Here is a 26503-nt window from a genome sequence, read left to right as displayed (position 1 = left end):
GGATTCAGTCGTCGCGACCGGCGATGACGGAGGTGAACAGAGACGAGGCGACGAGGGATGCGGCGATCCGCGTGACAGCTTCTGCCGCCACCGCGGTTCCCCACTCGCCCTTGCGGAACCGCTGAGCGCGCATCGCGACTGTGCTCGACCAGCCAATTTCCTTATCGAACTGAGGGAGCGTGCCGCTCGCCGAGAGAAGTGCCACGAGCGCGGCGGTACGGCGGTCGGGCTCGGCTTCGTTCACCAGCACGTCACGTACGGCGGCCACCAATCGTGACCGGTGCCCGGTCTCGCCGTCGACGAGGACGGTGGCCGGGAAGACGCCGAGCAATCGCCGCCGCTCGCGTCGCAGATGCCCGTCCCGCACCAGTGCGTCCAGCAGTGGGGCACGCAGCCGCGGACCGATCTGGGCAACACGGCCGTGCACTTCCATGGGCCCGGTCGCCAGGCGTTCCCACACGTCTCGTAGCACCGGCTCGGCTGGCGGAACGTCTGAGATGACACGCACCTCGTCTCCTCGCAGCAGTCCGCGCTGGTCCAAAGTGATGTGTTCGTCGAAGGCCAGGTCGACGAGCGCGGCACCGGCAAGCACCACCGACAGCGGCATGCCTTCGCCTCGCACCGTGCCCGAGGCCGGATCGAACAGCACCAGCAAGGTGTCTTGGGCCAGCGACGCGGGCGCGGGCGTCGGCAATGCCGCGTCCGGCTCCGGTTTCAGATGGTCAGCGTCCATCGGAGTCCTCGATTCGTTCAAGTCGGTCGTCGGTCTGGTCGGTGGCGAGCAGGTGAGCGCGATAGACCACCTCGATCTGGGCCATGTTGTAGAGCTCGGTCATGGCCTGATCGACTGCGTCGCGCAGGGCGGCCTTCGAGCCGACCGCCGCGTTCGGCGCTGGATCGGCGAGCCACGGGTGCTCGGCATAGTGCGCGCGCAGCCCGGGCGCCAGTTCGGCGGCAAGACGCACCCGCGACGCGACATCGGCGTCTTCGGTGAGATCTGCGAACTGCTGATCGAGCTCGGTCATCTCGCTGGGAAGCATCTCGCTCAGGTCATTCATCGCTTCATCCGCGAACACACTGGAGTACACCGTGATGAGAGACCGATCGGCGTCGGTGAGACCCGATGCAACCCGCCCGAAACCCGCTGGCAGATCGATACTCACTCTGTGCTCACGCACGGCCGCGATCTCGGCGCGCATCCGCTGCAAGTTCTCGATCGTCTGAGCGAGGTCGGCGTCGATGGCATCCAACTCGTCGACGGGGTCGACATCACCGGCAGGTAGCGCGGCGATCTGCTCGAGCGAAAGCCCCAGAGCAGACAGACGACGGATGCGCATGAGGCGCACCAGGTGGCGGACCTCGTACTCCTTGTAGTTGTTTGCACGCCGCGGCGGCTCTTCGAGCAGACCGATCTCGTGGTAGTGCCGCACAGCCCGCAGCGTGGTACCCGCGAGTTGCGCCACCTCCCGTGTGCTCCACCCCATACTGATTCCCTATCGTCGTCGGCGAGTTGCGCCGTGATGGCTTCAGTGAAGACTATGCCGCCGCGGCATAGTCAAGTCGCGGCTACGACAGAGGCCGACGAGGCCGGCCGCGAGGGAGATCCATGGCCACCCCCGGTAGGTAGCCGCTCGTCGCCGCATCGACGAGCGTGAACTCGAGCGCGCCAAGCATAAGCCTATGCACCAGAATCGAATCCATCGGAAACTGACACGCCCAGATTCCCACGATAGCTCAGATGCGCCCCGGCGGCAGGGCCTGTGCGGTCAGGCTGCCAGCCGACCGGCACTACATCAAGTAACGTAAGCGCTTTCGAGTGCGGCAGCGGCTTGGATGACAGTGTGTTCGCCGAATGCTGTACCGATGATCTGCGCGCCGATGGGGAGGCCGCCGGCATCGGTGCCCACCGGAATCGAGATAGCGGGTCGGCCGGTGAGATTCGCGGGTGCCGAGAGACGAACGTATGCGTCGGATACAGCCTCAGTGGAACCGTCTGTCCAGCTGAAGGTTTCTTGGCCCACAAGCGCGGCCGTGGCGGGGGTGGAGGGGGCGATCAAGATCTCGATCGACTCGAACAACGCATTCCATTCCCTAGTGATCATTGTCCGAACACGCTGTGCCCGAATGTAGTCTGTCGCAGGTACCAGCTCGCCTGCTTCGAGCAGGATCCGTACGTCAGCGCCGTAGTCGTCGGCGCTGTTTTCCATGTGTGTCTGGTGGTACGCAGTGGCTTCGGGAACCATCAATCCCCATTGAGTTGGGTGGTACAGCTCGGGCATCGGGATCTGCACGGGTACGAGCGTGGCGCCGCCGCGGGCAAGGTGCTCGACAGCTCCTCTCACTGCGTTCTCGACATCAGGCTGCACGTTGTCGAAGAAGAAATTGATTGGTACACCAACTCTGAGTCCCGCGACACCTGAATCTACGGTATCTGGGTAATGGACGGGATCCTGTCGCACGCTGGCGGTGTCGTCTGGGTGGTATCCAGAAATGACCGAGAGAATTGCTGCTGAATCTCGCACTGTGCGGGCCATCGGGCCGACATGATCGAGAGACCATGAAAGCGAGGCGATTCCGGTGCGTGGGACCAGTCCATATGTTGGTTTGAGGCCGACGACTCCGCAGAGGGCGGCCGGCACCCGGATCGATCCGCCCGTATCGGTCCCGAGCGCACCCAGCACTTGAGAGGATGCGAGGGCGGCAGCGGATCCACCGCTCGATCCGCCCGGAATGCGCAGTATGTCATGGGGATTTCGTGTTGTCGGGGTCGTGAGTCCGTACGCGAACTCGTGACTGTGAGTTGAACCGACGATGACGGCTCCTGCACGGCGTAGCGATGTGACCACCTCGGCGTCGCGGGTCGGGATCCGTCCCTTTCTGACTGCGGAACTCGAGTTCGACTCGACGCCGGCGATGTCGATCAGGCTTTTTATACCGAACGGAATCCCATGCAGAATGCTGCGACGTGGGCCGTGCTCGAGTTCGGCAGTGCTTCGGGTTGCCTGCTCGCGGGCGCCGTCGACATCGACGTGGGCGAAGGCGCCGAGGCTGTGAGAGGTTCGGATGGACTCCAGTGACTGGTCGAGTAGATCCAGGGGAGTGAGGTGTCCCGCTGCGATTGCTGCGCTCGCCTCGGTCAAGTTGGCCGGAATGTGCGTCATACTTTATGGTCTTTCTGTCGAGAAGGCTTGTGCAGGTGGGGTTTCAGATAGTTCGATCGACCGCAAAGAATCTGTGACCGAGAAGATGTATTGGGCGGTCGCGGCGATTGCTTGCTCTCGCTCGGTGGGTACGTTCAACCCGGTTCGGTTCGCGTGCCGACGAACATCGTGTGCGGTCGGGAGCGATTCGGTGGTAACGGCACTCCTGCGGTGAGTGACCGTGACAGTGCCGAGCGCAATAGCAGAAAGGGCGATGACGACTGATCCGAGGGCAAGCGCGGTCGATTCGATTCCCCACCGTGTTGTCAGCAGCCCGGCGACGATGGCGGGTAGACCCATCGACAGGTAGCTGACGATATAGAACGTGGAGAGAAGCCCTGCTCGTTCCTCGGGACGTGCAGTGGGCATGATGGTGCGCATTGCACCCTGGAAGCCTGCGCCGAAGCCGACTCCAGCAATGACCGTTCCAAGAAGCAGCGGCAAGAGTGAGTACACAAGAATGCCGACGAGTGTGGTTGCGAGTCCCACCATCAACGTCAGCGCGCCGATCTTGAAGACCTTGACAGGTGGCTGAGAGCGCAGTGCGAGAATCGATCCGGCTCCGCTGAAAGTGAGGGCGGACACCAGGAGTCCTCCGATCACGGGCGATTCGATTCCGCTGATTTCGCGGGCGAGACTCGGGCCGAGGGAGAGGTAGAACCCACCGAGTGACCACACGGCGATCAAGATCGGCGCGGCCACGATCAGCGGCGTCCGAGCCCTCGGTGGGACGGATACTTGCGGTCGCAGTGAGTGCAGCGCTCCATGCCTGCGTGGCGCGGTTTCCGGAAGCAGTGCACTTGCTGCCCATGCAAGAATGACGAAGAGCGCGAGAAATACGAGGTACACGAGTGCGTCAGGCGCTGGCGCGTACGCAACGAGGATGCTGGCGCCCAGCGCTCCCAGGGCCATTCCAACCACCGGCGACACGCTGGCGATGACCGGTGCTCGTTCGGGTCTGAGGTCGGACAGTGCCGCTCCGGTGACGGCCATTGCAGTGCCGGTTGCGAGGCCTTGGAGTAGTCGTGCGCAGATGAGATCGCCGGCGGAGTCCGCGAAGACAAAGACGATCATGGCGACCACCTGAACTCCGATTGCTGTGATCGTAACGGGTTTTCGCCCCACGAAGTCGGAGAGCCTGCCTGTGATGAGTAGTGAGATCAGCAGCGCGACAGCATATGCCGCGAAGATCACGGTGACTGTGGCTGCTGAGAGCGACAGCTCGACTTGATAGTGGGAGTAGAGGGGAGTGGGTGCGGCGGATGCGGCGAGGAAGGTGATCGTGATGGCGGCTACGACGACGAAGGCTCGGTTGCTGCCGTGGCTTCGCGTAGATGTCGAATCGGCCGACGGACGCGTGGATTGGGCTGAGACGGTCATGTGCACCCTTCAAAAGGCGAAGAATTAGCTTTTAAGGACGATAGGCCGCCGGTGATGCAAACGCAAATAATTCGCGTTAGAGTGAGGTGTGTGAGTGCAACGGGTGGATCAAGGCCAGGTGGGCGAAGTGCCCGCATTCAGCATGCTGTACACGACGCGGTACACAAGTTGCTCCGGACGGTGCCGCGAGAGGGTGTCACCGTTCCCGTCATTGCCGCAGAGGCTGGGGTGACACCGTCGACGATCTACCGTCGGTGGGGAGATCTGTCGGTGCTCATGTCCGACATTGCGGCTGACCGCTTCAAAACGACGGAGACTCCGCTCGACTCGGGAACGCTTCGCGGCGACCTCACTGCCTGGGCGGAGCAGTTCCTGGACGAGATGGGATCGACTCCGGGGCGCAGATACATCGTGGATGTCCTTGCTGGTGACAAGGACGGAGAGAATTCAGGACTCTGTGTCGAGTACGCCAGGCGGGCCGTAGAGGAAATAGTGGGGCGAGTGCCTGAGGTGGGGCGACCGAGCGTGGAGGCGATTCTCGACTACATCGTTGCGCCGATGATGTATCGCATCGTGTTCGACCCGGACCGGATTCCGTCCGGGTATTCGACGCGATTGGTCGACACATTTCTGGCCGCGGATCTGGGTTGACGGCCTCGATTTCACGAGTGGTCAGGCTGGGCCCGCGGAGTGCGGATTTCGTGAGTCGATCTCGTCTTCTCTGGGGTGCACTGAGTCGTTCGCGGTCCCCGGTGTCCTTGCGGGTCTACCCTGAGCCGGGATGTGTCAGCAATCGGAATGGACAGTGCGAATGAGTAGCGACCTCACCCCGTTCTCCCGGCGAGCAGTGTTGTCGAGCGCAGGTACCGCGGTGGCAGCGGGAGCATTGACCGCGTGCGGTGCATCGGTGTCGCAGGGCCCGGTATCCGAGCCTGTCGCGACCACGACCGCGCCGCCCGAGCCGGATGCCGAGGTCGTCGCCGTGGTGACCGACGTGCCCGTCGGGAGCGGTGTGTACCTCGAGGGTAAGCGGCTCGTCGTCACCCAGCCGACGGCAGGGGACTTCCACGCATTCGTGGCGATCTGTACCCATCAGGGATGCAACATCACCGAGGTGGAAGACGATCTGATCGTGTGCCGATGCCACGGCAGTAGGTTCGCGCTCGACGGACTCCCGGTGGCGGGGCCGGCGGAGAAGCCGTTGAAGTCGCGTCCTGTAGAAGCCCGCGGCAGCGATGTGGTCGTCGGGTGACGCGTCGAGATATCCGATGAACCGGACGCGGGCGACTAGAGTCCGCTGTGTGAGTTCGTCACCACGTGATCGGAGGCCTCGGGCGCTCCGCGAAGGAGTCGAGCCGGATCCCCGGTTCACCCTTGCCAACGAACGCACATTTCTTGCGTGGATTCGGACCGCTCTGGGGCTCATCGCTGCGGCGGTCGCGCTCGAAACGTTCGCCACCGACATCGTCGATCCCGTACTGCGTACGGTACTGGCGTGTTTGCTGCTGGCATTCGCTGTGGTGCTTTCCGTGGTCGCTGTCGGACGCTGGGTCAGCGTGGAGAAGGCAATGCGCGCGCAGCAGCCGTTGCCGTTTCCCTGGATGGCTTACCTGCTCGCGGGCACCCTCTCGGTCGCAGGCGTCGTTCTGGCCGTGGCGATCGTGGTGTGATCACGCGTGCGGCACGACGATCCCGGTCTGCAGCCTGAACGAACGTCTCTTGCATGGCTACGCACCGAGGTCGTGCTCGGGGCGCTTGTGCTCGGCTTCATGCGATTCGTCCCAGGACCGAGAATCCTCGTCGCGTCGATCGGCTTCGCATGTCTGGTGCCGGTGGTGATCCTGATGCTCACTGCGCAGACGGGGTACCGAGCGAGGGTACGTGGGTTGCTGGCGGGCAGTGGCGCCTATTTCTGGTGGCGCAACGTAGTCCTCGCAGGCACCGTTGTCGTGCTCGGGTGCTCTGCTCTCCTTCTGATCCTTATCGCCGGATCAGCGTGAGAGTTCGATCAGCCGGGCACCGCCCTGCGCTGCGGCGCACACCTTCTCGGATCCGTCGTCGATGACGACGACGATCTCGCATCTGCACAGCGCCTGCCGCTTCGTGGAGTGGACGACGTGGGAGTCGGCGCGCAGCAGTGTTCCTTGCGCGGGGCGCAGATAGTCGATAGTGAACCCGGTGGTGACGATCGACGGACCGAGTGCTGTACCTGCTGCGAACGTGATGGCGTTGTCGGCTGCGTACGAGACGACGCCGCCGTGCGCAAAGCCGAACTGCTGGAGCAACTCGGGCTTCAGTGGCACCTCGAGCGACACCCCGCCGGGGCCATAGGCGGTGAGACGTGCACCCACCAGCGTGCTGAAAGGCTGTGCGGCGAGGACTTCCTGGGCCTGGTCGATCCCGAATGATGACATGGGTGCATTGTGCCTCAGCGGTCGTCCCGGCATATCGTTTCGGCATGACCGAATGGCCGGATCTCTCCGCGTTGCAGCTTCTCGTCGGTGTCGACGACCACGGCAGCCTCGGTTCGGCGGCGCGTGCGTCCGGTGTCGCCCAGCCCAATGCAACACGGTCGCTGCGTCGCCTCGAGAAGCAGCTCGGTGCCACACTCGTTCGCCGCGGCCGTGCCGGATCCGTGCTGACACCCGAAGGGACGGTGGTGGCGCACTGGGCCAGGGAGACTCTCGCCGACGCCCAACGGCTCCTCGACGCGGCGGCGGCGTTGAGTGCCGAGCATCATCCCGAACTCGTCGTCGCGGCGTCGATGACCGTCGCGGAACACCTGATTCCGCGGTGGCTCGGAAGATTCCGTGCGGTGCGTGCCGACGTGCAGATCCAGCTGCAGGTGCACAACTCGGTGCAGGTATGCGAGATCACGGAATCCGGGGAATGCGATGTCGGGTTCGTAGAGGGCCCGGTGGTCCCCCCAGGACTGCACAGCGTCGCCGTTGCGTACGACGAGCTGGTGGTTGTGGTGGCCCCCGAACACCCGTGGGCTCGACGTGAAAGACCACTCACTGTGGCCGAGCTGGCCGAGACGCCCCTGGTAGTGCGCGAGGAAGGGTCCGGTACCCGCCGCACACTCGACTTGGCGCTGCAGAAATACCGTCGGCCGGCACCACTGCTCGAACTGGGCAGTGGAGCCGCAGTGCGCACCAGCGCACTCGGCGGGGTGGGGCCGGCGGTGCTGAGCACGTTCGCTGTCTCCGAACACGTCGCATCGGGACAACTGCGAATAGTCGACGTGGACGGGCTGGATCTGTCGCGGGTGCTACGTGCGGTGTGGCGGCCACCACGCACGCTCGAAGGACCCGCCGGCGAACTCCTGCGGCTGATCGTCCGGGACAGGCAGGCCGGATCTGCTCGGGGCAGCCGGGCGGAATGACCGCTGTCCGGGATCACGCTCCCCGGCTCGGTCGCCTCTCGGTACGGTCACGGCACCTTCCCTGTACGGAGAGGGAATCGCTGCTGAGAGCAGAGTGCGCAGAAGTACACCACACAAGGAGGACACGCGTGGACGAGCTCGAACGAGCCGCTCGGATCACATTCGTCACGAACGTGATCTCACGTCTCGCCCAGGCCGCTGATGTCGGGACGCTCGAGGAATACGGTGCGCTCCTGGCAGAGGATCTTGTGTGGGAGTTCCCCGGCGATACCGGGTCCGGGCTCGCAGCTCAGATCCGGCGTGGGCGGGAGGACGCACTCGCCGGCGCCCGTGAACGTAGGGAGTCCGGTCTCCAGGGGCCGGGTACGGGAACGATGCACGTGATCACCAATGTGTCGGTCGCTCCCGGCGACGATGAGGCGACATCGATGGCGTACTGGCATTTCGTCACAGGTGTGGGCCGCACTCCGACCGTCCGATCGAGCGGAATCTATCGGGATCGGTTCGTGCATACCGCAGACGGTTGGCAACTGGCGTCTCGGCGGATCAGTGTCGACTGAACGGGAGACAGTTCTGGTGACCGGTGGTACAGGCGGGATCGGTTCCGAGATCTGCCGGAAATTCGCCGCCACCGGCCATGACATCGCCTTCACCTATCGCAGCCGGGTGGACGCCGCCGAACGGCTGTCCGCAGAGCTTGCGGAACTGGGCGCACTCACCCGAGCGGATGCTCTCGATCTGTCCGATTCCGTGGCCACCGACCGTTGGGTTCGCGCTGTGTCCGAGCAGTTCGAGGGATTTCGGGTGGTTGTGCACGCGGCGGGTCCGCACGTTCCGATGGTGCACCTTTCCGCGGTGTCGCCCGCGCAATTCGGTGACGCGATCGATGGTGAGGCGAAGGCGTTCTTCAATCTCGCATCTGCGGTTCTGCCGGAACTGCGTCGTACTGCGGGGGCGGTCGTCGCCGTCACGACCGCCGCCACGACACGCTATCCGGTCCGAGACGGACTCTCTGCGGGGCCGAAAGCTGCCGTCGAATCGCTGGTCCGGGCGCTGGCAGTGGAAGAGGGCCGGTTCGGTGTGCGGTTCAACAGCGTGGGTCCCGGCATGCTCGTCGACGGCATGGCGGATCGGCTGATCTCGTCCGGTGATCTCGACGCCCGGGCGCTCGACGTGGCCGAACGTAATATCCCGTTGCGTCGCTTCGGAAGGGCTCAGGACATCGCGGAGGCGGTGCTGTTCCTGGCGTCGGAGAAGGCTGGGTTCGTCACCGGCCAGAAGCTCGACGTGGACGGTGGATACGGTGTGTGATCCGGCGCCACAGTACAGAACGATCGAATAAAACAATCATGAGTGCTTGATTTTATGGATGCGGCATGTGACGCTGATCGCATGGCGGACTTGTCCGAACTCTTCGACGATCTGCACGCCGAAGGTGCTGCCCTCGACGCCCTCGTCGCCGATCTGTCCGACGACGACTGGCGGCGCCCCACCCCGGCGGCCGGATGGACCGTGGCGCACCAGATAGGCCACCTGCTGTGGACCGACCGCGCGGCACTCACCGCGGTCGACGCCCCCGACTCCTTCGTCGCTGAACTCGAAAACGTCACCGATCCCGCCACATTCGTGGACGAAGGTGCCGCCGAGTATGCGGCGCTGCCGCCTCAGGAGTTACTCGCCGGCTGGCGTCGGTGTCGCGAATCCCTCGGCCGTGCTCTCGCTGAGGTCTCGGCCGGGGTGAAGATCCCGTGGTACGGACCACCCATGTCGGCGGCCTCGATGGCGACGGCACGGCTCATGGAGACCTGGGCGCACGCAGGTGATGTCGCGGCTGCGCTCGGGGTGGCGCCCCGGCCGACGCAGCGCCTGCGGCACGTCGCACACCTCGGTGTCCGCACCCGCGACTTCGCCTTCGTGATCAACGATCGTGCGGTTCCGATCGAGCCCTTCCACGTCGAACTCGCCGCACCCGACGGTGACACCTGGGAGTGGGGGCCGGCCGGTGCCGCGCAATCGGTGACCGGGCCCGCTGAGGACTTCTGTCTACTCGTCACCCAGCGCGTGCACCGCGCCGACACCGCGCTCGTCGCGCACGGCCCGGACGCCGATGCCTGGCTCGACATCGCGCAGGCATTTGCAGGGCCGCCAGGGTCCGGACGCGAACAGGGTGGGGGAGCGCAATGAACCGGAAGCAACCCGCGGTGGTGCGAATCGGTAACTGCTCCGGATTCTACGGCGACCGGTTGTCTGCGATGCGCGAGATGCTCGAGGGCGGTGAACTCGACTACCTCACCGGCGACTACCTCGCCGAGTTGACCATGCTGATTCTCGGTCGTGACCGCATGAACGACCCTGCCACGGGTTACGCCAAGACCTTCCTGCGTCAGGCCGAGGAGTGCATGGGTCTCGCGCTGGACAAGGGAGTGCGCCTCGTTGCGAATGCCGGCGGTCTCAACCCCGCGGGTCTCGCTGCCGCACTGCAGGATCTCGCAGGTACGCTCGGTCTCGCTCCGCGCATCGCCTACGTCGAAGGTGACGACCTCATCGCCCGCGTGGGCGAATTGGGTCTGACCACCGATCCTCCGCCGCTCACCGCGAACGCGTATCTCGGCGCCTGGGGGATCGCCGACTGTGTGAACGCGGGTGCCGACATCGTCGTTACCGGGCGTGTCACCGACGCGTCCGTCATCGTCGGTCCTGCCGCAGCTCATTTCGGCTGGACACGAGACGAGTTCGATGCGCTCGCGGGTGCTGTTGCTGCTGGACACGTCATCGAATGCGGCACTCAGGCGACCGGAGGCAACTACGCGTTCTTCACCGAACTCGACAACCTCGACCGGCCAGGATTCCCGATCGCCGAGATCGAGGCGGACGGCTCGTCGACGATCACCAAACACCCCGGAACCGGTGGCGCTGTCACCGTGGGAACGGTGACAGCGCAACTGCTGTACGAGGTCACGGGTGGCAGATACGCGGGTCCGGATGTCACCACACGCATCGACACCGTCCACCTGGAGCAGGTCGGACCCGACCGCGTGATGCTCACGGGGGTGCGAGGCGAGGTGCCCCCTCCCACACTCAAGGTGTGCCTCAACGCGCTCGCGGGATTCCACAACCAGGTCGAATTCGTGCTCACCGGACTCGATATCGAAGCCAAGGCGCACCTCATGCGACGCCAGATCGAGGCGAACCTGTCGACGCGTCCTGCTGAACTCGAGTGGACCCTCGCCCGCACCGACCACCCCGACGCCGACACCGAAGAGGCTGCGAGTGCCTTGTTGCGCTGCACTGTACGTGATCCTGACCCGAAGGTTGTCGGTCGCGGATTCACCGCCACTGCAGTGGAATTCGCACTCGCCGGATATCCCGGACTGTCGTTGACCGCGCCGCCCGGTGCTGGTGGCGCCTACGGGGTGTACGCCGCGGGCTACGTCGATGCCGCACGGGTACCTCATGTGGCAGTACTGCCGGACGGCACTCGAGTCGACGTGCCGCCGGCCGACCGGACCACCGTGCTCGACGCACTCGATGCCCCCGGCCTGCCCAGCCCCTGGCCGGAAGGCCCCACCCGCCGCGTACCGCTCGGGACGATCGCCGGTGCACGAAGCGGTGACAAGGGCGGTGACGCCAACATCGGCGTGTGGGTGCGCGATGACGACGAATGGTGCTGGCTGGTCCATACCCTCACCGTCGACACGGTCAAGGCTCTTCTTCCCGAAACGGCGCCCCTGACCGTCACCCGCCATCTGCTGCCGAACCTGCGCGCGGTCAACTTCGTGATCGAAGGCATCCTCGGTCGCGGAGTGGCATCCCGCGCCCGATTCGATCCGCAGGCCAAGGGACTCGGCGAATGGTTGCGATCCCGCCATCTCGACATTCCGATCGCCTTCCTGGAGGACCACACGTGAGCATCTGGAACACCCCCGAGCGCCGTGAACTGCGCGAGACCGTCACCGGCTTCGTGGAACGCCATGTGCTGCCGTACCTGGACGAATGGGAACGCGACGGCGCACTTCCTCGCGAGCTCCACAAGGAAGCTGCTGCGCTCGGGCTGCTCGGTGTGGGCTTTCCCGACGAGGTCGGTGGCTCCGGCGGAGACGGCGCCGACACCCTCACAGTGTGCGAGGCGTTCCACGAAGCCGGAGCTTCCGGCGGTGTGTTCGCGTCGTTGTTCACCGGCGGTATCGCCTTACCCCACCTGATCAGCGCGGGGAACGCGCAGCAGATCGATCGATGGGTGAAGCCCACGCTCGCGGGTGAGCTCATCGGGTCGCTCGCGATCACGGAACCCGGTGGCGGCTCCGACGTCGGGAATCTCACCACGACCGCGGTGCGCGACGGCGACCACTACATCGTCAACGGCGCGAAGACGTACATCACGTCCGGTTGCCGAGCCGATTTCGTCGTCACCGCAGTCCGCACCGGAGGACCGGGGGCTGGGGGTGTCTCGCTGCTGGTGGTCGAGAAGGGTGCAGCGGGCTTCACGGTCTCCCGCAAGCTCGACAAGATGGGCTGGCGTTCCTCCGATACGGCGGAGCTGTCGTTCGTCGACGTTCGTGTGCCGGCTACCAACCTCGTGGGTGCCGAGAACACCGGCTTCCTCCAGATCGCGCAGGGTTTCGTTTCCGAGCGCATCGCTCTCGCTGCCCAAGCCTACTCGAGCGCCCAGCGGTGCCTCGACCTCACCGTCGCGTGGTGCCGCGACCGGGAGACGTTCGGCCAGCGGTTGATCGCCCGGCAAGCCGTGCAACGCACGCTGTCCGACATGACGCGTCGGATCGACGTTGCCCGGGTCTATTCACGGGCGGTCGTCGAGCGGGTGCTCGGCGGAGACACGGATCTCATCACCGAGGTGTGCTTCGCGAAGAACACCTCGGTAGAGGCCGGGGAATGGGTCGTGCACCAAGCGGTCCAACTGTTCGGCGGGCTCGGCTACATGGCCGAGTCCGAAGTGGAACGCCAATACCGCGACATGCGTATTCTCGGCATCGGCGGTGGCACCAGCGAGATCCTCATCGAACTCGCTGCCAAGCGATTGGGGTACCACGGATGAGCGCACTGGATTCGACCCTCGATTCCGGGTCCACAGCATTCGGTGCCGCGGCCGACGCGATGAAGGCCCACCTTCTCCAGTTGGATACGGAGCACGCCGAGGCGCTCGCGGGTGGTGGGGAGAAGTACGTCCGTCGGCACCATGATCGCGGCAAGCTGCTGGCACGGGAACGGATCGAGCTACTGGTCGACCCGGATTCGCCGTTCCTCGAGCTTTCGCCCCTCGCAGCCTGGGGAACCGAATTTCCCGTGGGCGCCGGCGTGGTCACGGGTATCGGTGTCGTCGAAGATGTCGAATGTGTCATCGTCGCCAACGACCCCACCGTGCGCGGTGGCACCAGCAACCCGTGGACTCTTCGGAAGAGTCTGCGTGCCAACGATATCGCTCTTCAGAACCGGATGCCGTTGATTTCCCTGGTGGAATCGGGTGGTGCCGATCTGCCCACGCAGAAGGAGGTGTTCATTCCTGGTGGACGTCTCTTCCGTGATCTCACCCGGTTGTCCGCCGCCGGAATCCCCACTGTCGCTCTGGTCTTCGGCAATTCGACTGCGGGCGGTGCCTACGTTCCGGGCATGTCGGACCACGTCGTCATGATCAAGGAACGTTCGAAGGTGTTCTTGGCCGGGCCTCCGCTGGTGAAGATGGCCACGGGCGAGGATTCGGACGATGAGTCACTCGGTGGCGCCGAGATGCACGCCCGCACATCCGGGCTCGCCGACTACTTCGCGGTCGACGAACCCGACGCGCTACGGATCGGGCGTGGCATCGTGCGGCGGCTCAACCATCGCAAGCGGGGGCCCGTAGCAGTAGCGAACGCGGTGGAACCTCGCTACGACGCCGAAGAACTTCTCGGCATCGTCCCTGCCGACCTGAAGCGCCCGTTCGACCCACGCGAGGTCATCGCCCGGATCGTCGACGACTCCGACTTCGACGAGTTCAAACCCATGTACGGGCCGTCCCTCGTTACGGGATGGGCGCAACTGCACGGATTCCCGGTCGGCATCCTCGCGAACGCCCGCGGTGTCCTGTTCAGCGAGGAATCGCAGAAGGCCGCCCAGTTCATCCAACTCGCCAATCGGGCGAACACGCCACTGTTGTTCCTGCACAACACTACCGGCTACATGGTCGGCCGCGAATACGAGGAACGCGGGATGATCAAGCACGGCGCGATGATGATCAACGCGGTCGCCAACTCGACCGTGCCGCATATCTCGATCCTGCTCGGTGCGTCGTACGGTGCGGGGCACTACGGGATGTGCGGGCGTGCCTTCGACCCACGCTTCCTCTTCGCGTGGCCGAGTGCGCGGTCCGCGGTGATGGGCGGCGCACAACTCGCCGGTGTCATCTCGATCGTCGGCCGTGCCGCTGCCGAGGGCCGCGGTCAGGTGTTCGACGAGGCGGCAGACGACGCGATGCGCGCTGCGATCGAGAATCAGATCGAGGCCGAGTCGCTTCCGATGTTCCTGTCGGGGCGCCTGTACGACGACGGGATCATCGACCCCCGCGACACCCGCACGGTGGTGGGCATGTGCTTGTCGGCCATCGCCACCGCACCGATCGAAGGCGCCGACGGCTTCGGCGTCTTCCGGATGTGAGGAAGACAGTGCGTGATGTGAAACAGACACAGACGGGGAACGACACGACCGTGGGCACCGTGCTCGTCGCCAACCGCGGGGAGATCGCCCGCCGCGTGTTTGCTTCGTGCCGTCGTGCGGGTCTCGGCACCGTCGCGGTGTTCTCCGACGCAGACTCCGGCAGCCCGCACGTCGCCGATGCCGACGTCGGGGTCCGGCTTCCGGGTGTTGCACCGGCCGAGACGTATCTGCAGGCCGATGCACTCATCGCGGCGGCGCACGCAGCGGGAGCGGATGCGATCCATCCCGGGTACGGATTCCTCTCCGAGAATGCCGATTTCGCGCAGGCGGTCCTCGACGCAGGACTGGCGTGGATCGGCCCGCGTCCCGACTCCATCTCCCGGATGGGGTCGAAGGTCGAGGCGAAGAAAATCATGGCAGGCGCCGGGGTCCCGGTTCTCTCGGAACTCGACCCCGCCCAGGTCACCGACGCCGACCTTCCGGTGCTCATCAAAGCCTCTGCAGGCGGCGGCGGACGTGGCATGCGGATCGTGCGGTCGGTGGACGAGTTGCCCGCGCAGCTCGAGGCCGCCCACCGCGAAGCGCAGTCGGCATTCGGTGACCCGACGGTGTTCTGCGAGCGCTACCTCGAACACGGACGACACATCGAGGTGCAGATCCTCGCCGATCGGCACGGGACGGTGTGGACAGTCGGTGAGCGGGAATGCTCCATCCAGCGCAGGTATCAGAAAGTTGTCGAGGAGACGCCGTCCCCGCTGGTGGACTCGGTTGCGGGCATGCGCGAGAACTTGTTCGACGCGGCCCGTCGCGCCGCCGAAGCCATCGGCTACGAAGGCGCGGGCACGGTCGAGTTCCTCGCTGCCGGTGAATCGGGAGAGTTCTACTTCCTCGAGATGAACACCCGCCTGCAGGTCGAGCACCCCGTCACCGAATGCGTGACGGGTCTCGATCTGGTCGACCTGCAATTGCATATCGCAGCAGGGGGCCGGCTCGCTCCCGAACCGCCTCCGGCTCGAGGGTATTCGATCGAAGTCCGGCTCTACGCCGAAGACCCGGCCGAGGAATGGCAGCCGCAGACCGGTGTGGTGCACCGGATCGCGGTACCGGGAGCGGACACCGAATTCGGGGTACTGCGCAGTCCCGGAATCCGTCTGGACTCTGGTGTCGTCGACGGATCACACGTGGGGATCCACTACGACGCAATGCTCGCCAAGGTGGTCTCTTACGCGCCGACGCGGATGCAGGCTGCGCGGCTGCTCGCGAAAGCCCTTGTGGGGGCTGAGATCCATGGCGTCCGCACGAATCGCGACCTGCTGGTCAACGTCCTGCGACATCCCGCGTTCCTCACGGGCGATACCGACACCGCATTCTTCGCCTCGCACGGTCTCGTCGCGTTGTCGGAGCCGATCGCAACCCCGGAAACGGAGGCGATCTCGGCTCTGGCCGCCGCCCTTGCGGATTCCGAGCGCAACCGCGCCGCCGCGACCGTCGGTGCGAAGCTTCCAGCCGGGTGGCGCAATCTTGCGTCGGCGCCGCAGGTCAAGACGTTCATCGGGACACACGGAGAGCACGAGATCCGCTACCGCCGCACTCGGAATGGGCTGGTGACCGAAGGTTTCACCGACGTGGTCGCCGTCGTGTGCACTCCCGATCACATCGTCCTCGAGCGAGGTGGGGTGCGCCGTGAGTTCGCCGTCGCCCGGTACGGCGATGCCGTGTACGTCGACTCGTCGCTGGGGCCGGTACGTCTGGACGTGGTGCCCCGATTCGCCGACCCCGCGTCGCACCACGCGGTGGGCTCGCTGCTCGCTCCGATGCCGGGATCGGTGATCCGGCTCGGCGCCGCCCTGGGCGACACGGTAGCCGTCGGTCAGCCCATCCTGTGGCTCGAGGCCATGAAGATGGAGCACACGGTCACCGCTCCCCGGGCAGGGACACTCACCGAACTCAACGTCCACGCCGGCTCGCAGGTCGACGTCGGTGCAGTGCTGGCCGTGGTGTCCACCGACGCTCATCCGTCGGGTGAGGAACGATCCCCAACATCAGGAGCTCGTGAATGAACGTCACCGAATCCGAGGAACAGCAGGCACTCCGGTCGTCTGTAGCGGCCCTGGCGCAGCGCTACAACTACGTCGATTACGTGCTGCCGAAATCGCGCAGGCACGAGCCGCTGACCGAACTGTGGGCGGAGGCATCGAAACTCGGATTCCTCGGGGTGAACCTCCCTGAAGAGTACGGCGGCGGCGGTGCCGGAATCTACGAATTGGCACTCGTGCAGGAGGAACTCGCCGCGCACGGATGCGGCTTGTTGCTTGTGGTCGTGTCGCCGGCCATCTGCGGAACCATCATCGCCAAGTACGGCACCGCAGACCAGAAGCAACAGTGGTTGCCCGGTCTCGCCGATGGATCGAAGATCATCGCGTTCGGAATCACCGAAGCCGAAGCGGGTTCGAACTCTCACAAGATCGGCACCGTCGCGCGGCGGGACGGCGACAACTGGATCCTGTCGGGCAACAAGGTGTTCATCTCGGGCGTCGACCAGGCGGACGCGGTACTCATCGTCGCCCGCACCGAGGATGCCGCGAGCGGAAAACTTCGTCCCGCACTCTTCATCGTTCCCACTGAGACCACCGGGTTCGTCAAGACCCCGATGGAGATGGACATCATCGAACCCGATCGCCAGTTCGCTCTCTTCCTCGACGACGTTCGTCTGCCCGCGGACGCGCTCGTGGGCGAGCCCGATGCTGCGCTCGCGCAGTTGTTCGCCGGACTCAATCCCGAACGTATCCTCGGGGCCGCGATGGCCGTGGGCATGGGCCGCTACGCGCTCGATGCCGCGACTTCGTACGCCAACGAACGCATCGTCTGGAAGGATCCGATCGGTGCCCACCAGGGCATCTCACATCCGCTGGCGCAGCGCAAGATCGAAGTCGAACTCGCCAAGCTGATGATGCAGAAGGGCGCCTCGCTCTACGACAGTGGTGACGATGCGGGCGCGGCCGAGGCCGCGAACATGGCCAAGTACGCCGCGGGTGAGGCTGCGATCGCAAGCTTGGACCAGGCCATTCAGACGCACGGGGGAGGGGGCCTCACCCGAGAGTATGGGCTCGCCGCGATGCTCGGTGCTGCCAGGATCGCGCGGGTGGCCCCGGTCAGCCGCGAGATGATCCTGAATTTCGTGTCGCAGCACTCGCTGGGACTCCCTCGCTCCTACTAGGGCAAGGAACACCATGACGCACACCGAATCCGCTGAGCAACTCGTGCGCTACGACGTCGCGCACGGTGTCGCGACCCTCACACTGGACTCACCACACAACCGCAACGCCCTGTCACCCGCCCTGATACATCAACTCCGTCGCGGGCTCGACGACGCAAGCGCGGATCCGCAGGTGCGCTCGATCGTCCTCACGCATGCCGGCGGAACATTCTGTGCCGGCGCGGATCTGCGTGAGGCAGGACGGGAGGATTCGGGAGGGACACCGGAGGAAATGGCCGCGGATCGGACCCGCGAGATGGTCGATGTGCTGCGACAGATCCTCGAAACACCCAAACCCGTGGTCGGGCAGATCGACGGCCACGTCCGGGCCGGAGGAATAGGGATCGTCGGTGCGTGCGACATCGTCGTTGCCGGGCCGCGAACAACCTTCGCGGTCACCGAGGCACGTCTGGGGTTGGCTGCCTCGATCATCTCCCTCACGGTGTTGCCGCGATTGTCGTCGCGGGCGGCCTCACGGTACTTCCTCACCGGGGAGCGTTTCGGTCCGGAAGAGGCCCTCGCATACGGGCTGGTGACCGTCACCGCGGACGATCCGGCCGGCACCGTCGCGGAACTGCTCGCCGAGTTCCGCGAGTGCTCACCGCAGGGGCTCGCCGAGTCGAAGCGGCTGCTCACCCGACAGATCCTCGAGGAATTCGATCGCCACAGCGGCGACCTCGCCGCGCACTCGGCCCGGCTGTTCGGGTCGGCCGAAGCAGCCGAAGGGATGACGGCCTTTCTGCAGCGACGGCCGCCGTCCTGGGTTCGGTCGTGACGAACCGGCCTCCGGTGTTCGGGCGGGCCTGCTCAGCGCTCTGCTGTGTCCAGGAGTTCGCGCAGGATTCGTTGAAGTCCCCAACGCAGGGTGTCCGGCGCGGGCAGCGGAACGGTCTGCTGATAACCGACGAGGCAGTAGAGGGCGGTGCGCCCGAAGCCCTCGGCGGCCTCGCCGTCACCCAGAATTGCCGACGTCGCTTCGACCACTACCAGGTACCGCTGATGGTCGACGGTGGCCTGTACCGAACGCACTTCCGCATCGGTGTGCGCCCAGCCTCGGATCGACGACTCGGCGCTGTGAGGGAGACCGCACGCGAAGTCGATCAGCATCTCGAGGCGCCGGACCGGCGAGGCTTCGAGACGCGCGGTCGCGACGAGCCGGGTCGTCTGCCGTTCGAGCCAGTTCTCGAGGAATTTCTTGCGGAACTGCGCCCAGCTGGCGAAATAGTTGTAGAACGAACCCGTGGTGACATCGAGGTGCGCGCACAGCTGCGCCTGTTTGAGCGCCCCGTAGTCGTTCGACGAGAGAAGTTCGATCGCAGCGTCGAAGTAATCGTCGCGTCTCACCAACGTTGCCACAGTGAAACTGCCCTTCTGTCTCGTCCTGGGTTACGAGTGTACGGAGCGGCGACAGACACGGACGGTCTCGGGATGGAGGGAAGGAACCGATGGCACGCGAACCGCAGCAGGACCGCAGCAGGGCGACACGTCTACGTCTGCTCGAGGCCACCATCGATACGCTGGCCGAATCAGGCTGGGCTGCAACGACCGTCGGAGTAGTCGCGCAGCGTGCCGGGGTCTCACGCGGCGCGACGCAACACCATTTCCCGACCCGGGAAGATCTCATCACCGCGGCGCTCGAGTTCATGTTCGACAGTCGTATGGATCAGGTTCGCGATGAGAACCTCGATCGCGTCCCCGGCCTCGCGCACACCGAACGGGTGATCGCGGGCATCGTCGAGCAGTACTCCGGGACCTTGTTCAAGGCTGCACTGCAGGTGTGGACGGCAGCAGCCGCCGATCCGGCGCTGCGTGAACGTATCGTCCCCCTCGAAGAACGATTCGGACGGGTCGCGCACCGCGCCGCGATCGAACAACTCGGCGTCGACGACTCCGACCCTGTCGTCCACCGCATGGTCCAGGCGACCCTCGACCTCGCGCGGGGACTGGGCCTCGCGGATGTCCTGACCGATGATTCGCGTCGCCGCACCGAGATAGTGCGGCACTGGGCGGCTCAATTCGACGTCGTCCTGGTCGATGCGCGCAGACGACAAGCGAGCGGAGGGACAGCTGGGTAGTGTCTGTGCACATGTCTGCCGAGGGGACCGGTCGCACCGGGAGGATGCCGGCGACCGTGGCGATGGCCACGCTCGCCGCAGTGTTCGTGACCGGGTGCGGAGCATCGGACGACGACGGGGGAAGCGCCGGCCCCGCCACCACCGCGCTGCAAGTCACCGACCCCGGGCCGGTCTTCGGCGAATGCGGCTCGATTACCGACGACGAGGTCGAAGCGGCCTTCGCTCTGGGGGCATTCTCCACGGTCACCCGCAACTCGGTGGGATGCGAATGGGAGACCTACGTCGGTGGCCCGAGTGTGAGCTTCTCGTGGTACCGAGGTAGTCCGATCGGTCGCGAGCGTGCGGGGTCGGACCTGATCGGGCGGCCCGCGACCGACGTCCGGATCGGTGGTCATCCGGGCTTCATGGGCTCCGCCCAGAATGAGGTGGGACAGACGGTCCTGTGCGAGATCGGTGTGGATTTCGGCGGTGATTTCATCCACTGGTCGGTGACCTATGCGAACTTCACGCCGACGGCTGATTCGTGCGTTGTCGCACGTGACCTCGCCGAACTGAGTGTAGAGAGGGCGCGGCCGTGATCGGGGGTGTGAACGTGATCGGTACTCCGACCCGGCTCCGTCGCGTGGGTGCGAGCATTGCCGCTTTCATCGGGGTGGCGTCGGTGCTGGCAGGCTGTGGGCAGAGCATCGAGGGCCGCGCGGTGCCGCAGGGCGTAGGTGGTGGTCTTACGGCCGAGTTCGCCAAGTTGCTCACCGAATGTGACGCCGTTGCCGACGAGAAGATCGCAGAGACGGTGGGTGCGACCGCGGTCTACCGGGGATTTTTCGGGGCGATCTGCCGGTGGGAAGGAGACGGGCCCGCGGGAGTTGTGAAGGTCACGTTCAATTGGTTCGAAACCGGTTCGCTGGAGCATGAGCGTGCAGCAGGCGAGAATCTCGGGTACGCGGTCGAGGACACCACTGTCGAAGGTAGACGAGCCCTGCAGATGCGCCGGCCGAACGACCCGTTGTCCTGTGGGGTTTCCGCCGGTGCGGCGACCACGGGGATCTTCGGGTGGTGGGTGCAGTACACGACCGGTGGCGCGGACCCCTGTGAGGCTGCTGCTACGTTGGCACGGCTCACCCTCAATCTCAGCAGTTGATTTCTCGCCCATGCCGCGCCGACGTGCGGTCATTCGACGCGTCTCGCTTTGACCGCATGCGTCGCCGCCGGGTATCGTTGTGGGTCGTGTCCGGCGTGCCCGGACCGATCTGTGTGCCTATGCGAGGCGATGCCGTACACGCGGTCTGTAGATATCTGCAGGTGCGAGTCCCCGGCTGCCTGTGTGGGGGTACGCGACACACCCGACCTCGTGTGCGCACGGGGTGCGAGTGCGGGGCAGTTGCTTCCTTGCCCCAACCGATGGATCCCTAATTTCAGAACAGCCAGTGTTGCTCGCCTGAGCAGCTCCAGACAACGAGAAAGCCGATAGATGCCAACTATCAATCAGCTGGTCCGCAAGGGTCGCCGCGACAAGACCGCCAAGGTCAAGAGCGCGGCCCTGAAGGGCAGCCCGCAGCGTCGTGGTGTGTGCACCCGCGTGTACACCACCACCCCGAAGAAGCCGAACTCGGCACTTCGTAAGGTCGCTCGCGTGCGCCTGACCTCTTCGGTCGAGGTCACCGCGTACATCCCGGGTGAAGGCCACAACCTCCAGGAGCACTCGATGGTGCTCGTGCGTGGCGGTCGTGTGAAGGACCTCCCCGGTGTGCGTTACAAGATCATCCGTGGCTCGCTCGACACCCAGGGCGTCAAGGGTCGCAAGCAGGCACGTAGCCGCTACGGAGCGAAGAAGGAGAAGGGCTGATGCCACGTAAAGGACCCGCTCCGAAGCGCCCCCTGATCGCCGACCCGGTCTACGGTTCGCCGCTGGTCACCCAGCTCGTGAACAAGATCCTCCTGGACGGCAAGAAGTCCACCGCAGAGCGCATCGTCTACCAGGCGCTCGAGCAGGCTCGCGAGAAGACCGGCACCGACCCGGTCGTCACCCTCAAGCGCGCGCTCGACAACGTCAAGCCCGCCCTCGAGGTGCGCAGCCGTCGTGTCGGCGGCGCCACCTACCAGGTTCCGGTCGAGGTTCGTCCCGGCCGTTCCACCACGCTGGCCCTGCGCTGGCTGGTCACCTTCTCACGCCAGCGTCGTGAGAAGACCATGGTCGAGCGTCTCGCCAACGAGCTTCTCGATGCCAGCAACGGCCTCGGTGCCGCTGTGAAGCGTCGCGAGGACACGCACAAGATGGCTGAAGCCAACAAGGCGTTCGCGCACTACCGCTGGTGAGTCGACGCTGGTCGGGCGGATCGTCATATGATCCCCCGGCCGGCTGCTCGCACATCTGTGTCGGTCCCGTAAAGGCCGGCTGACAACCTAAGAACATGTGGTCCGCACCCAAGGACCGACACGAGCTACGAGCGGGGTTTACCTGTGGCACAGGAAGTGCTGACCGACCTGAACAAGGTCCGCAACATCGGCATCATGGCGCACATCGATGCCGGTAAGACCACCACTACCGAGCGCATCCTCTTCTACACCGGTGTCAACTACAAGATCGGTGAGACCCACGACGGTGCGTCCACCACCGACTGGATGGAGCAGGAGAAGGAGCGTGGTATCACCATCACCTCCGCTGCCGTCACCTGTTTCTGGAACAACAACCAGATCAACATCATCGACACCCCCGGCCACGTCGACTTCACGGTCGAGGTCGAGCGGTCGCTGCGCGTCCTCGACGGTGCAGTCGCCGTGTTCGACGGCAAGGAGGGCGTCGAGCCCCAGTCCGAGCAGGTCTGGCGCCAGGCCGCCAAGTACGACGTTCCCCGCATCTGCTTCGTCAACAAGATGGACAAGATGGGTGCGGACTTCTTCTTCACCGTGCAGACCATCATCGACCGTCTCGGCGCGAAGCCGCTGGTCCTGCAGATTCCGATCGGTGCCGAGGACGACTTCGACGGCGTCGTCGACCTCGTCGAGATGAAGGCTCTCACCTGGCGCGGCACCACCGCGATCGGCACGGAAGCCACCGTCGAGGAGATCCCTGCCGATCTCGCCGACACGGTCGCCGAGTACCGCGAGAAGCTGCTCGAGACCGTCGCCGAGTCCGACGAAGAACTCATGGAGAAGTACTTCGGTGGTGAGGAGCTCACGGTCGCCGAGATCAAGGGCGCCATCCGCAAGCTGACGGTCAACTCCGAGCTGTACCCGGTGCTGTGCGGCACCGCGTTCAAGAACAAGGGCATCCAGCCCATGCTCGACGCGGTCATCGACTACCTGCCGACCCCCCTCAACATCGGCGAGGTCATCGGGCACAAGCTGAACGACGAGGAGACCACCCTCACGCGGAAGCCGAGCAAGGAGGAGCCGTTCTCGGCTCTCGCCTTCAAGATCGCTGCGCACCCGTTCTTCGGCAAGCTGACCTTCGTTCGTGTGTACTCGGGCCGGGTCGAGCCGGGCGCCCAGGTGCTCAACGCCACCAAGGGTAAGAAGGAGCGCATCGGAAAACTCTTCCAGATGCACGCCAACAAGGAGAACCCGGTCGACGAGGCCGTCGCAGGCCACATCTACGCCATGATCGGGCTGAAGGACACCACGACCGGCGACACACTCTGTGCGCAGGACGCTCCCATCGTCCTCGAGTCGATGACGTTCCCGGATCCGGTCATCCAGGTCTCGATCGAGCCGAAGACCAAGTCCGACCAGGAGAAGCTGGGCACCGCGATCCAGAAGCTCGCCGAAGAGGACCCGACGTTCACCGTCGAGCTCGACGAAGAGACCGGTCAGACCGTCATCGGCGGCATGGGCGAACTCCACCTCGACATCCTCGTCGACCGCATGCGTCGCGAGTTCAAGGTCGAGGCCAATGTCGGCAAGCCGCAGGTCGCGTACCGCGAGACCATCACCAAGGCGGTCGAGAAGCACGAGTTCACGCACAAGAAGCAGACCGGTGGCTCCGGTCAGTTCGCGAAGGTCATCATCGCCCTCCATCCGTTCACGGGTGAGGACGGCGCGACCTACGAGTTCGAGAACAAGGTCACCGGTGGCCGCGTCCCGCGCGAATACATCCCGTCGGTCGACGCTGGTGCACAGGACGCCCTGCAGTACGGTGTGCTCGCCGGCTACCCGCTGGTCAACGTCAAGGTCACGCTCCTCGACGGCGCCTACCACGACGTGGACTCGTCCGAAATGGCGTTCAAGATTGCCGGCTCCCAGGCGCTGAAGGAAGCGGCCCGTAAGGCTGCCCCGGTGATCCTCGAGCCGCTCATGGCCGTCGAGGTCACCACACCCGAGGAGTACATGGGTGACGTGATCGGCGACCTCAACTCCCGCCGTGGCCAGATCCAGGCCATGGAGGAACGCAGTGGTGCCCGTGTCGTGAAGGCGCTGGTTCCGCTCTCGGAGATGTTCGGTTACATCGGGGACTTGCGGTCGAAGACCCAGGGCCGCGCGAACTTCTCCATGGTGTTCGATTCCTACGCAGAGGTTCCGTCGAACGTCTCGAAGGAAATCATCGCCAAGGCCACCGGCGAGTAACCTTCGGGTTGGAACCGGTCGTCTGCACGACCAAGTAATACAAACCGCACTGCTGCATACTGCACGCAACAACAGTCCAGGAGGACATTCCAGTGGCGAAGGCGAAGTTCGAGCGGACCAAGCCGCACGTGAACATCGGCACCATCGGTCACGTCGACCATGGCAAGACGACCACCACGGCTGCGATCACCAAGGTGCTGGCCGACAAGTTTCCGGATCTCAACGAGAGCTTCGCGTTCGACCAGATCGACAAGGCTCCCGAGGAGAAGGCTCGTGGTATCACGATCAACATCTCCCACGTCGAGTACCAGACCGACAAGCGCCACTACGCGCACGTCGATGCTCCCGGTCACGCGGACTACATCAAGAACATGATCACCGGTGCTGCTCAGATGGACGGCGCGATTCTCGTTGTCGCCGCCACTGACGGCCCGATGCCGCAGACGCGCGAGCACGTGCTGCTCGCTCGTCAGGTCGGCGTGCCCTACATCCTCGTCGCCCTGAACAAGGCCGACATGGTCGACGACGAGGAAATCCTCGAGCTCGTCGAGATGGAGGTCCGCGAACTCCTCGCTTCGCAGGAGTTCGACGAGGAAGCTCCGGTCATCCCGATCTCCGCTCTGAAGGCTCTCGAGGGCGACCCGAAGTGGGTCAAGTCGGTCGAAGACCTCATGCAGGCCGTCGACGACTCCATCCCGGACCCGGTTCGCGAGACCGAGAAGGCGTTCCTCATGCCCGTCGAGGACGTCTTCACCATCACGGGTCGCGGTACGGTCGTCACCGGCCGTGTCGAGCGTGGCGTGGTCAACGTCAACGAAGAGGTCGAGATCGTCGGCATCAAGCCCGGCGTCACCAAGACCACGGTCACGGGCATCGAGATGTTCCGCAAGCTGCTCGACCAGGGCCAGGCGGGCGACAACGTCGGTCTGCTGGTTCGCGGCATCAAGCGCGAAGACGTCGAGCGCGGCCAGGTCGTCATCAAGCCGGGCACCACGACTCCCCACACGGAGTTCGAGGGCCAGGCCTACATCCTCAACAAGGAAGAGGGCGGCCGCCACACGCCGTTCTTCAACAACTACCGTCCGCAGTTCTACTTCCGTACCACGGACGTGACGGGTGTTGTGACCCTTCCCGAGGGCACCGAGATGGTCATGCCCGGTGACAACACCGAGATGTCCGTCAAGCTGATCCAGCCGGTCGCCATGGACGAGGGCCTCCGCTTCGCGATCCGCGAGGGTGGCCGCACCGTCGGCGCCGGTCGCGTCACGAAGATCATCGCGTGAGTTAGTACTCACTGACGCTCGAACGGCGTCCACCCGTCAGGGTGGGCGCCGTTCGGCGTTGTCGTCTCCGGGAACCATTGACAACCGCTTCCTCCCGGAGGATCGTCCTAATTGTGTTAGGTAGATCGAATCGGGATTGGGTTTCCGAACGTCGTTCGGCGGCTCGGTCCGAGATTCTCGCAGCCGCTTGGGACATCGCCCGCGAACGCGGCCTGGCCACTATGACCCTTCGGGATGTGGCGGACCGAGTGGGTATGCGGCCACCGTCGCTGTACAGCTACATTGCATCGAAGAACGAACTCTACGATGCAATGTTCGGCCAGGCCTGGAACGAATGCCTGATCGCGATGACGGAATGCACAGAACGATTGCCCGACGCGCCCCGGGATGCGCTGCGTTCCGTCGCAGCCACCTTCTTCGACTTCTGTGTCGAAGACCTTGCCCGGCACCAGCTGATGAATCAGCGGATAATCAGCGATTTCCAACCGAGCGCCGAGTCGTACGCGCCGTCCCTGCAGGCACTCGATCTGTTGCGGAATGTGCTGAGAGATCTCGGTGTTCGCGACGCACCCAGCGTGGATCTCGCTGTCGCACTCGTCGGTGGGCTGATCGACGCTCAGTTTGCGAACGATCCCGGCGGCGACCGCTGGCGTCGCCTGCTCGACCGGGCAGTGGACATGTATGCGGACAACGTAGGACTGTAAGGAGTGTCC

28 protein-coding genes are annotated in these 26503 nt (G+C 64.9%); 22 read left to right on the top strand and 6 right to left on the bottom strand.

The window, feature by feature from the left end:
- Window positions 1-4 precede the first annotated feature (4 nt).
- The 4 genes from ACZI8W_RS18805 to ACZI8W_RS18790 form a co-directional block, all read right to left on the bottom strand.
- On the bottom strand, window positions 5-733 hold the full coding sequence (locus ACZI8W_RS18805) for a GOLPH3/VPS74 family protein (protein ID WP_463370030.1): 729 nt from the start codon (window positions 731-733) through the stop codon (window positions 5-7).
- Window positions 723-1484 carry a MerR family transcriptional regulator gene (locus tag ACZI8W_RS18800; protein WP_463370029.1) on the bottom strand — a complete coding sequence of 254 codons (762 nt, stop codon included), beginning with the start codon at window positions 1482-1484 and terminating at the stop codon, window positions 723-725. Before ACZI8W_RS18800 ends, ACZI8W_RS18805 begins: the two co-directional genes overlap by 11 nt.
- 309 nt (window positions 1485-1793) lie before the next feature.
- Window positions 1794-3161, bottom strand: a complete 1368-nt coding sequence (locus ACZI8W_RS18795; protein ID WP_463370028.1) for an amidase — start codon at window positions 3159-3161, stop codon at window positions 1794-1796.
- A 3-nt stretch (window positions 3162-3164) separates the two neighbouring features.
- Window positions 3165-4580, bottom strand: coding sequence for an MFS transporter (locus ACZI8W_RS18790; RefSeq protein WP_463370027.1), 1416 nt, complete (start codon window positions 4578-4580; stop codon window positions 3165-3167).
- A 90-nt stretch (window positions 4581-4670) separates the two neighbouring features.
- Between ACZI8W_RS18790 and ACZI8W_RS18785 the strand changes: the two genes are divergently transcribed.
- From ACZI8W_RS18785 to ACZI8W_RS18770, 4 genes are all read left to right on the top strand, one after another.
- The gene (locus ACZI8W_RS18785; protein ID WP_463370026.1) at window positions 4671-5231 is read left to right on the top strand and encodes a TetR/AcrR family transcriptional regulator; all 561 of its coding nucleotides are present in this window, start codon (window positions 4671-4673) and stop codon (window positions 5229-5231) included.
- Window positions 5232-5391: 160 nt separating this feature from the next.
- Window positions 5392-5832 (top strand): Rieske (2Fe-2S) protein, encoded by a 441-nt coding sequence (locus tag ACZI8W_RS18780; RefSeq protein ID WP_463370025.1) that lies wholly within the window; start codon window positions 5392-5394, stop codon window positions 5830-5832.
- 49 nt (window positions 5833-5881) lie between these two features.
- Complete coding sequence (locus tag ACZI8W_RS18775; RefSeq protein WP_463370024.1) at window positions 5882-6250, top strand: YidH family protein; 369 nt, start codon at window positions 5882-5884, stop codon at window positions 6248-6250.
- A gap of 6 nt (window positions 6251-6256) precedes the next feature.
- Window positions 6257-6580 (top strand): DUF202 domain-containing protein, encoded by a 324-nt coding sequence (locus tag ACZI8W_RS18770; RefSeq protein ID WP_463370023.1) that lies wholly within the window; start codon window positions 6257-6259, stop codon window positions 6578-6580.
- Here the strand turns inward: ACZI8W_RS18770 and ACZI8W_RS18765 are convergent.
- Window positions 6572-6994, bottom strand: coding sequence for a PaaI family thioesterase (locus tag ACZI8W_RS18765; RefSeq protein WP_463370022.1), 423 nt, complete (start codon window positions 6992-6994; stop codon window positions 6572-6574). The two genes, ACZI8W_RS18770 and ACZI8W_RS18765, sit on opposite strands and share 9 nt — an antisense overlap.
- A 44-nt stretch (window positions 6995-7038) precedes the next feature.
- Here ACZI8W_RS18765 and ACZI8W_RS18760 point away from each other — a divergent pair, with 44 nt between their 5' ends.
- The 10 genes from ACZI8W_RS18760 (at window position 7039) to ACZI8W_RS18715 (ending at window position 18644) form a co-directional block, all read left to right on the top strand.
- Window positions 7039-7965: a LysR family transcriptional regulator gene (locus tag ACZI8W_RS18760; RefSeq protein ID WP_463370021.1), complete on the top strand. Its 927-nt coding sequence runs from the start codon at window positions 7039-7041 to the stop codon at window positions 7963-7965.
- Between the two features lie 128 nt (window positions 7966-8093).
- Window positions 8094-8525 (top strand): nuclear transport factor 2 family protein, encoded by a 432-nt coding sequence (locus ACZI8W_RS18755; protein ID WP_463370020.1) that lies wholly within the window; start codon window positions 8094-8096, stop codon window positions 8523-8525.
- 13 nt (window positions 8526-8538) lie between these two features.
- Window positions 8539-9276 (top strand): SDR family NAD(P)-dependent oxidoreductase, encoded by a 738-nt coding sequence (locus tag ACZI8W_RS18750; protein WP_463370079.1) that lies wholly within the window; start codon window positions 8539-8541, stop codon window positions 9274-9276.
- 81 nt (window positions 9277-9357) lie between these two features.
- A complete protein-coding gene (locus tag ACZI8W_RS18745) occupies window positions 9358-10149 on the top strand; it encodes a TIGR03084 family metal-binding protein (protein WP_463370019.1) in 792 nt (263 codons plus the stop codon).
- On the top strand, window positions 10146-11873 hold the full coding sequence (locus ACZI8W_RS18740; RefSeq protein WP_463370018.1) for an acyclic terpene utilization AtuA family protein: 1728 nt from the start codon (window positions 10146-10148) through the stop codon (window positions 11871-11873). Before ACZI8W_RS18745 ends, ACZI8W_RS18740 begins: the two co-directional genes overlap by 4 nt.
- Complete coding sequence (locus tag ACZI8W_RS18735; RefSeq protein WP_463370017.1) at window positions 11870-13018, top strand: acyl-CoA dehydrogenase family protein; 1149 nt, start codon at window positions 11870-11872, stop codon at window positions 13016-13018. The genes ACZI8W_RS18740 and ACZI8W_RS18735 overlap by 4 nt, the downstream gene beginning before the upstream one ends.
- On the top strand, window positions 13015-14613 hold the full coding sequence (locus tag ACZI8W_RS18730) for an acyl-CoA carboxylase subunit beta (RefSeq protein WP_463370016.1): 1599 nt from the start codon (window positions 13015-13017) through the stop codon (window positions 14611-14613). Before ACZI8W_RS18735 ends, ACZI8W_RS18730 begins: the two co-directional genes overlap by 4 nt.
- 17 nt (window positions 14614-14630) lie before the next feature.
- Entirely contained in the window at window positions 14631-16673 is a 2043-nt protein-coding gene (locus ACZI8W_RS18725) for an acetyl/propionyl/methylcrotonyl-CoA carboxylase subunit alpha (RefSeq protein WP_463370015.1), read from the top strand.
- On the top strand, window positions 16670-17830 hold the full coding sequence (locus tag ACZI8W_RS18720; protein WP_463370014.1) for an acyl-CoA dehydrogenase family protein: 1161 nt from the start codon (window positions 16670-16672) through the stop codon (window positions 17828-17830). The genes ACZI8W_RS18725 and ACZI8W_RS18720 overlap by 4 nt, the downstream gene beginning before the upstream one ends.
- Window positions 17831-17843: 13 nt before the next feature.
- Window positions 17844-18644 carry an enoyl-CoA hydratase family protein gene (locus ACZI8W_RS18715; protein ID WP_463370013.1) on the top strand — a complete coding sequence of 267 codons (801 nt, stop codon included), beginning with the start codon at window positions 17844-17846 and terminating at the stop codon, window positions 18642-18644.
- A gap of 32 nt (window positions 18645-18676) precedes the next feature.
- Here the strand turns inward: ACZI8W_RS18715 and ACZI8W_RS18710 are convergent, their stop codons facing one another.
- Complete coding sequence (locus ACZI8W_RS18710; protein WP_463370012.1) at window positions 18677-19213, bottom strand: TetR/AcrR family transcriptional regulator; 537 nt, start codon at window positions 19211-19213, stop codon at window positions 18677-18679.
- 101 nt (window positions 19214-19314) lie between these two features.
- Here ACZI8W_RS18710 and ACZI8W_RS18705 point away from each other — a divergent pair, with 101 nt between their 5' ends.
- From ACZI8W_RS18705 to ACZI8W_RS18670, 8 genes are all read left to right on the top strand, one after another.
- Entirely contained in the window at window positions 19315-19944 is a 630-nt protein-coding gene (locus tag ACZI8W_RS18705) for a TetR/AcrR family transcriptional regulator (RefSeq protein ID WP_463370011.1), read from the top strand.
- A gap of 11 nt (window positions 19945-19955) precedes the next feature.
- On the top strand, window positions 19956-20522 hold the full coding sequence (locus ACZI8W_RS18700) for a DUF3558 domain-containing protein (RefSeq protein ID WP_463370010.1): 567 nt from the start codon (window positions 19956-19958) through the stop codon (window positions 20520-20522).
- Window positions 20523-20539: 17 nt separating this feature from the next.
- Complete coding sequence (locus tag ACZI8W_RS18695) at window positions 20540-21085, top strand: DUF3558 domain-containing protein (RefSeq protein ID WP_463370078.1); 546 nt, start codon at window positions 20540-20542, stop codon at window positions 21083-21085.
- 330 nt (window positions 21086-21415) lie between these two features.
- Window positions 21416-21790, top strand: coding sequence for a 30S ribosomal protein S12 (gene rpsL, locus ACZI8W_RS18690; RefSeq protein WP_132471708.1), 375 nt, complete (start codon window positions 21416-21418; stop codon window positions 21788-21790).
- Window positions 21790-22260 carry a 30S ribosomal protein S7 gene (gene rpsG / locus ACZI8W_RS18685; protein WP_054714779.1) on the top strand — a complete coding sequence of 157 codons (471 nt, stop codon included), beginning with the start codon at window positions 21790-21792 and terminating at the stop codon, window positions 22258-22260. The genes rpsL and rpsG overlap by 1 nt, the downstream gene beginning before the upstream one ends.
- A 144-nt stretch (window positions 22261-22404) precedes the next feature.
- The gene (gene fusA, locus ACZI8W_RS18680) at window positions 22405-24507 is read left to right on the top strand and encodes an elongation factor G (RefSeq protein ID WP_463370009.1); all 2103 of its coding nucleotides are present in this window, start codon (window positions 22405-22407) and stop codon (window positions 24505-24507) included.
- Window positions 24508-24599: 92 nt separating this feature from the next.
- Window positions 24600-25790: an elongation factor Tu gene (gene tuf, locus ACZI8W_RS18675; RefSeq protein WP_463370008.1), complete on the top strand. Its 1191-nt coding sequence runs from the start codon at window positions 24600-24602 to the stop codon at window positions 25788-25790.
- Window positions 25791-25831: 41 nt separating this feature from the next.
- Window positions 25832-26494, top strand: coding sequence for a TetR/AcrR family transcriptional regulator (locus ACZI8W_RS18670; RefSeq protein WP_463370007.1), 663 nt, complete (start codon window positions 25832-25834; stop codon window positions 26492-26494).
- Window positions 26495-26503 lie beyond the last annotated feature (9 nt).

It is taken from the genome of Rhodococcus ruitaii, from assembly GCF_055230935.1.
Note: the sequence above shows the minus strand (reverse complement) of the source record. Positions and strands in the feature narration are given on the sequence as shown.

Coding starts and splice junctions, on each gene's coding strand:
- ACZI8W_RS18790 (WP_463370027.1), bottom strand. CDS start 4,580: ATGACCGTCTCAGCCCAATCCACGCGTCCGTCGGCCGATTCGACATCT.
- ACZI8W_RS18715 (WP_463370013.1), top strand. CDS start 17,844: ATGACGCACACCGAATCCGCTGAGCAACTCGTGCGCTACGACGTCGCG.
- ACZI8W_RS18705 (WP_463370011.1), top strand. CDS start 19,315: ATGGCACGCGAACCGCAGCAGGACCGCAGCAGGGCGACACGTCTACGT.
- rpsG (WP_054714779.1), top strand. CDS start 21,790: ATGCCACGTAAAGGACCCGCTCCGAAGCGCCCCCTGATCGCCGACCCG.
- ACZI8W_RS18795 (WP_463370028.1), bottom strand. CDS start 3,161: ATGACGCACATTCCGGCCAACTTGACCGAGGCGAGCGCAGCAATCGCA.
- ACZI8W_RS18720 (WP_463370014.1), top strand. CDS start 16,670: ATGAACGTCACCGAATCCGAGGAACAGCAGGCACTCCGGTCGTCTGTA.
- ACZI8W_RS18740 (WP_463370018.1), top strand. CDS start 10,146: ATGAACCGGAAGCAACCCGCGGTGGTGCGAATCGGTAACTGCTCCGGA.
- ACZI8W_RS18745 (WP_463370019.1), top strand. CDS start 9,358: ATGGCGGACTTGTCCGAACTCTTCGACGATCTGCACGCCGAAGGTGCT.
- ACZI8W_RS18760 (WP_463370021.1), top strand. CDS start 7,039: ATGACCGAATGGCCGGATCTCTCCGCGTTGCAGCTTCTCGTCGGTGTC.
- ACZI8W_RS18780 (WP_463370025.1), top strand. CDS start 5,392: ATGAGTAGCGACCTCACCCCGTTCTCCCGGCGAGCAGTGTTGTCGAGC.
- ACZI8W_RS18765 (WP_463370022.1), bottom strand. CDS start 6,994: ATGTCATCATTCGGGATCGACCAGGCCCAGGAAGTCCTCGCCGCACAG.
- ACZI8W_RS18730 (WP_463370016.1), top strand. CDS start 13,015: ATGAGCGCACTGGATTCGACCCTCGATTCCGGGTCCACAGCATTCGGT.
- ACZI8W_RS18700 (WP_463370010.1), top strand. CDS start 19,956: ATGTCTGCCGAGGGGACCGGTCGCACCGGGAGGATGCCGGCGACCGTG.
- rpsL (WP_132471708.1), top strand. CDS start 21,416: ATGCCAACTATCAATCAGCTGGTCCGCAAGGGTCGCCGCGACAAGACC.
- ACZI8W_RS18805 (WP_463370030.1), bottom strand. CDS start 733: ATGGACGCTGACCATCTGAAACCGGAGCCGGACGCGGCATTGCCGACG.
- ACZI8W_RS18800 (WP_463370029.1), bottom strand. CDS start 1,484: ATGGGGTGGAGCACACGGGAGGTGGCGCAACTCGCGGGTACCACGCTG.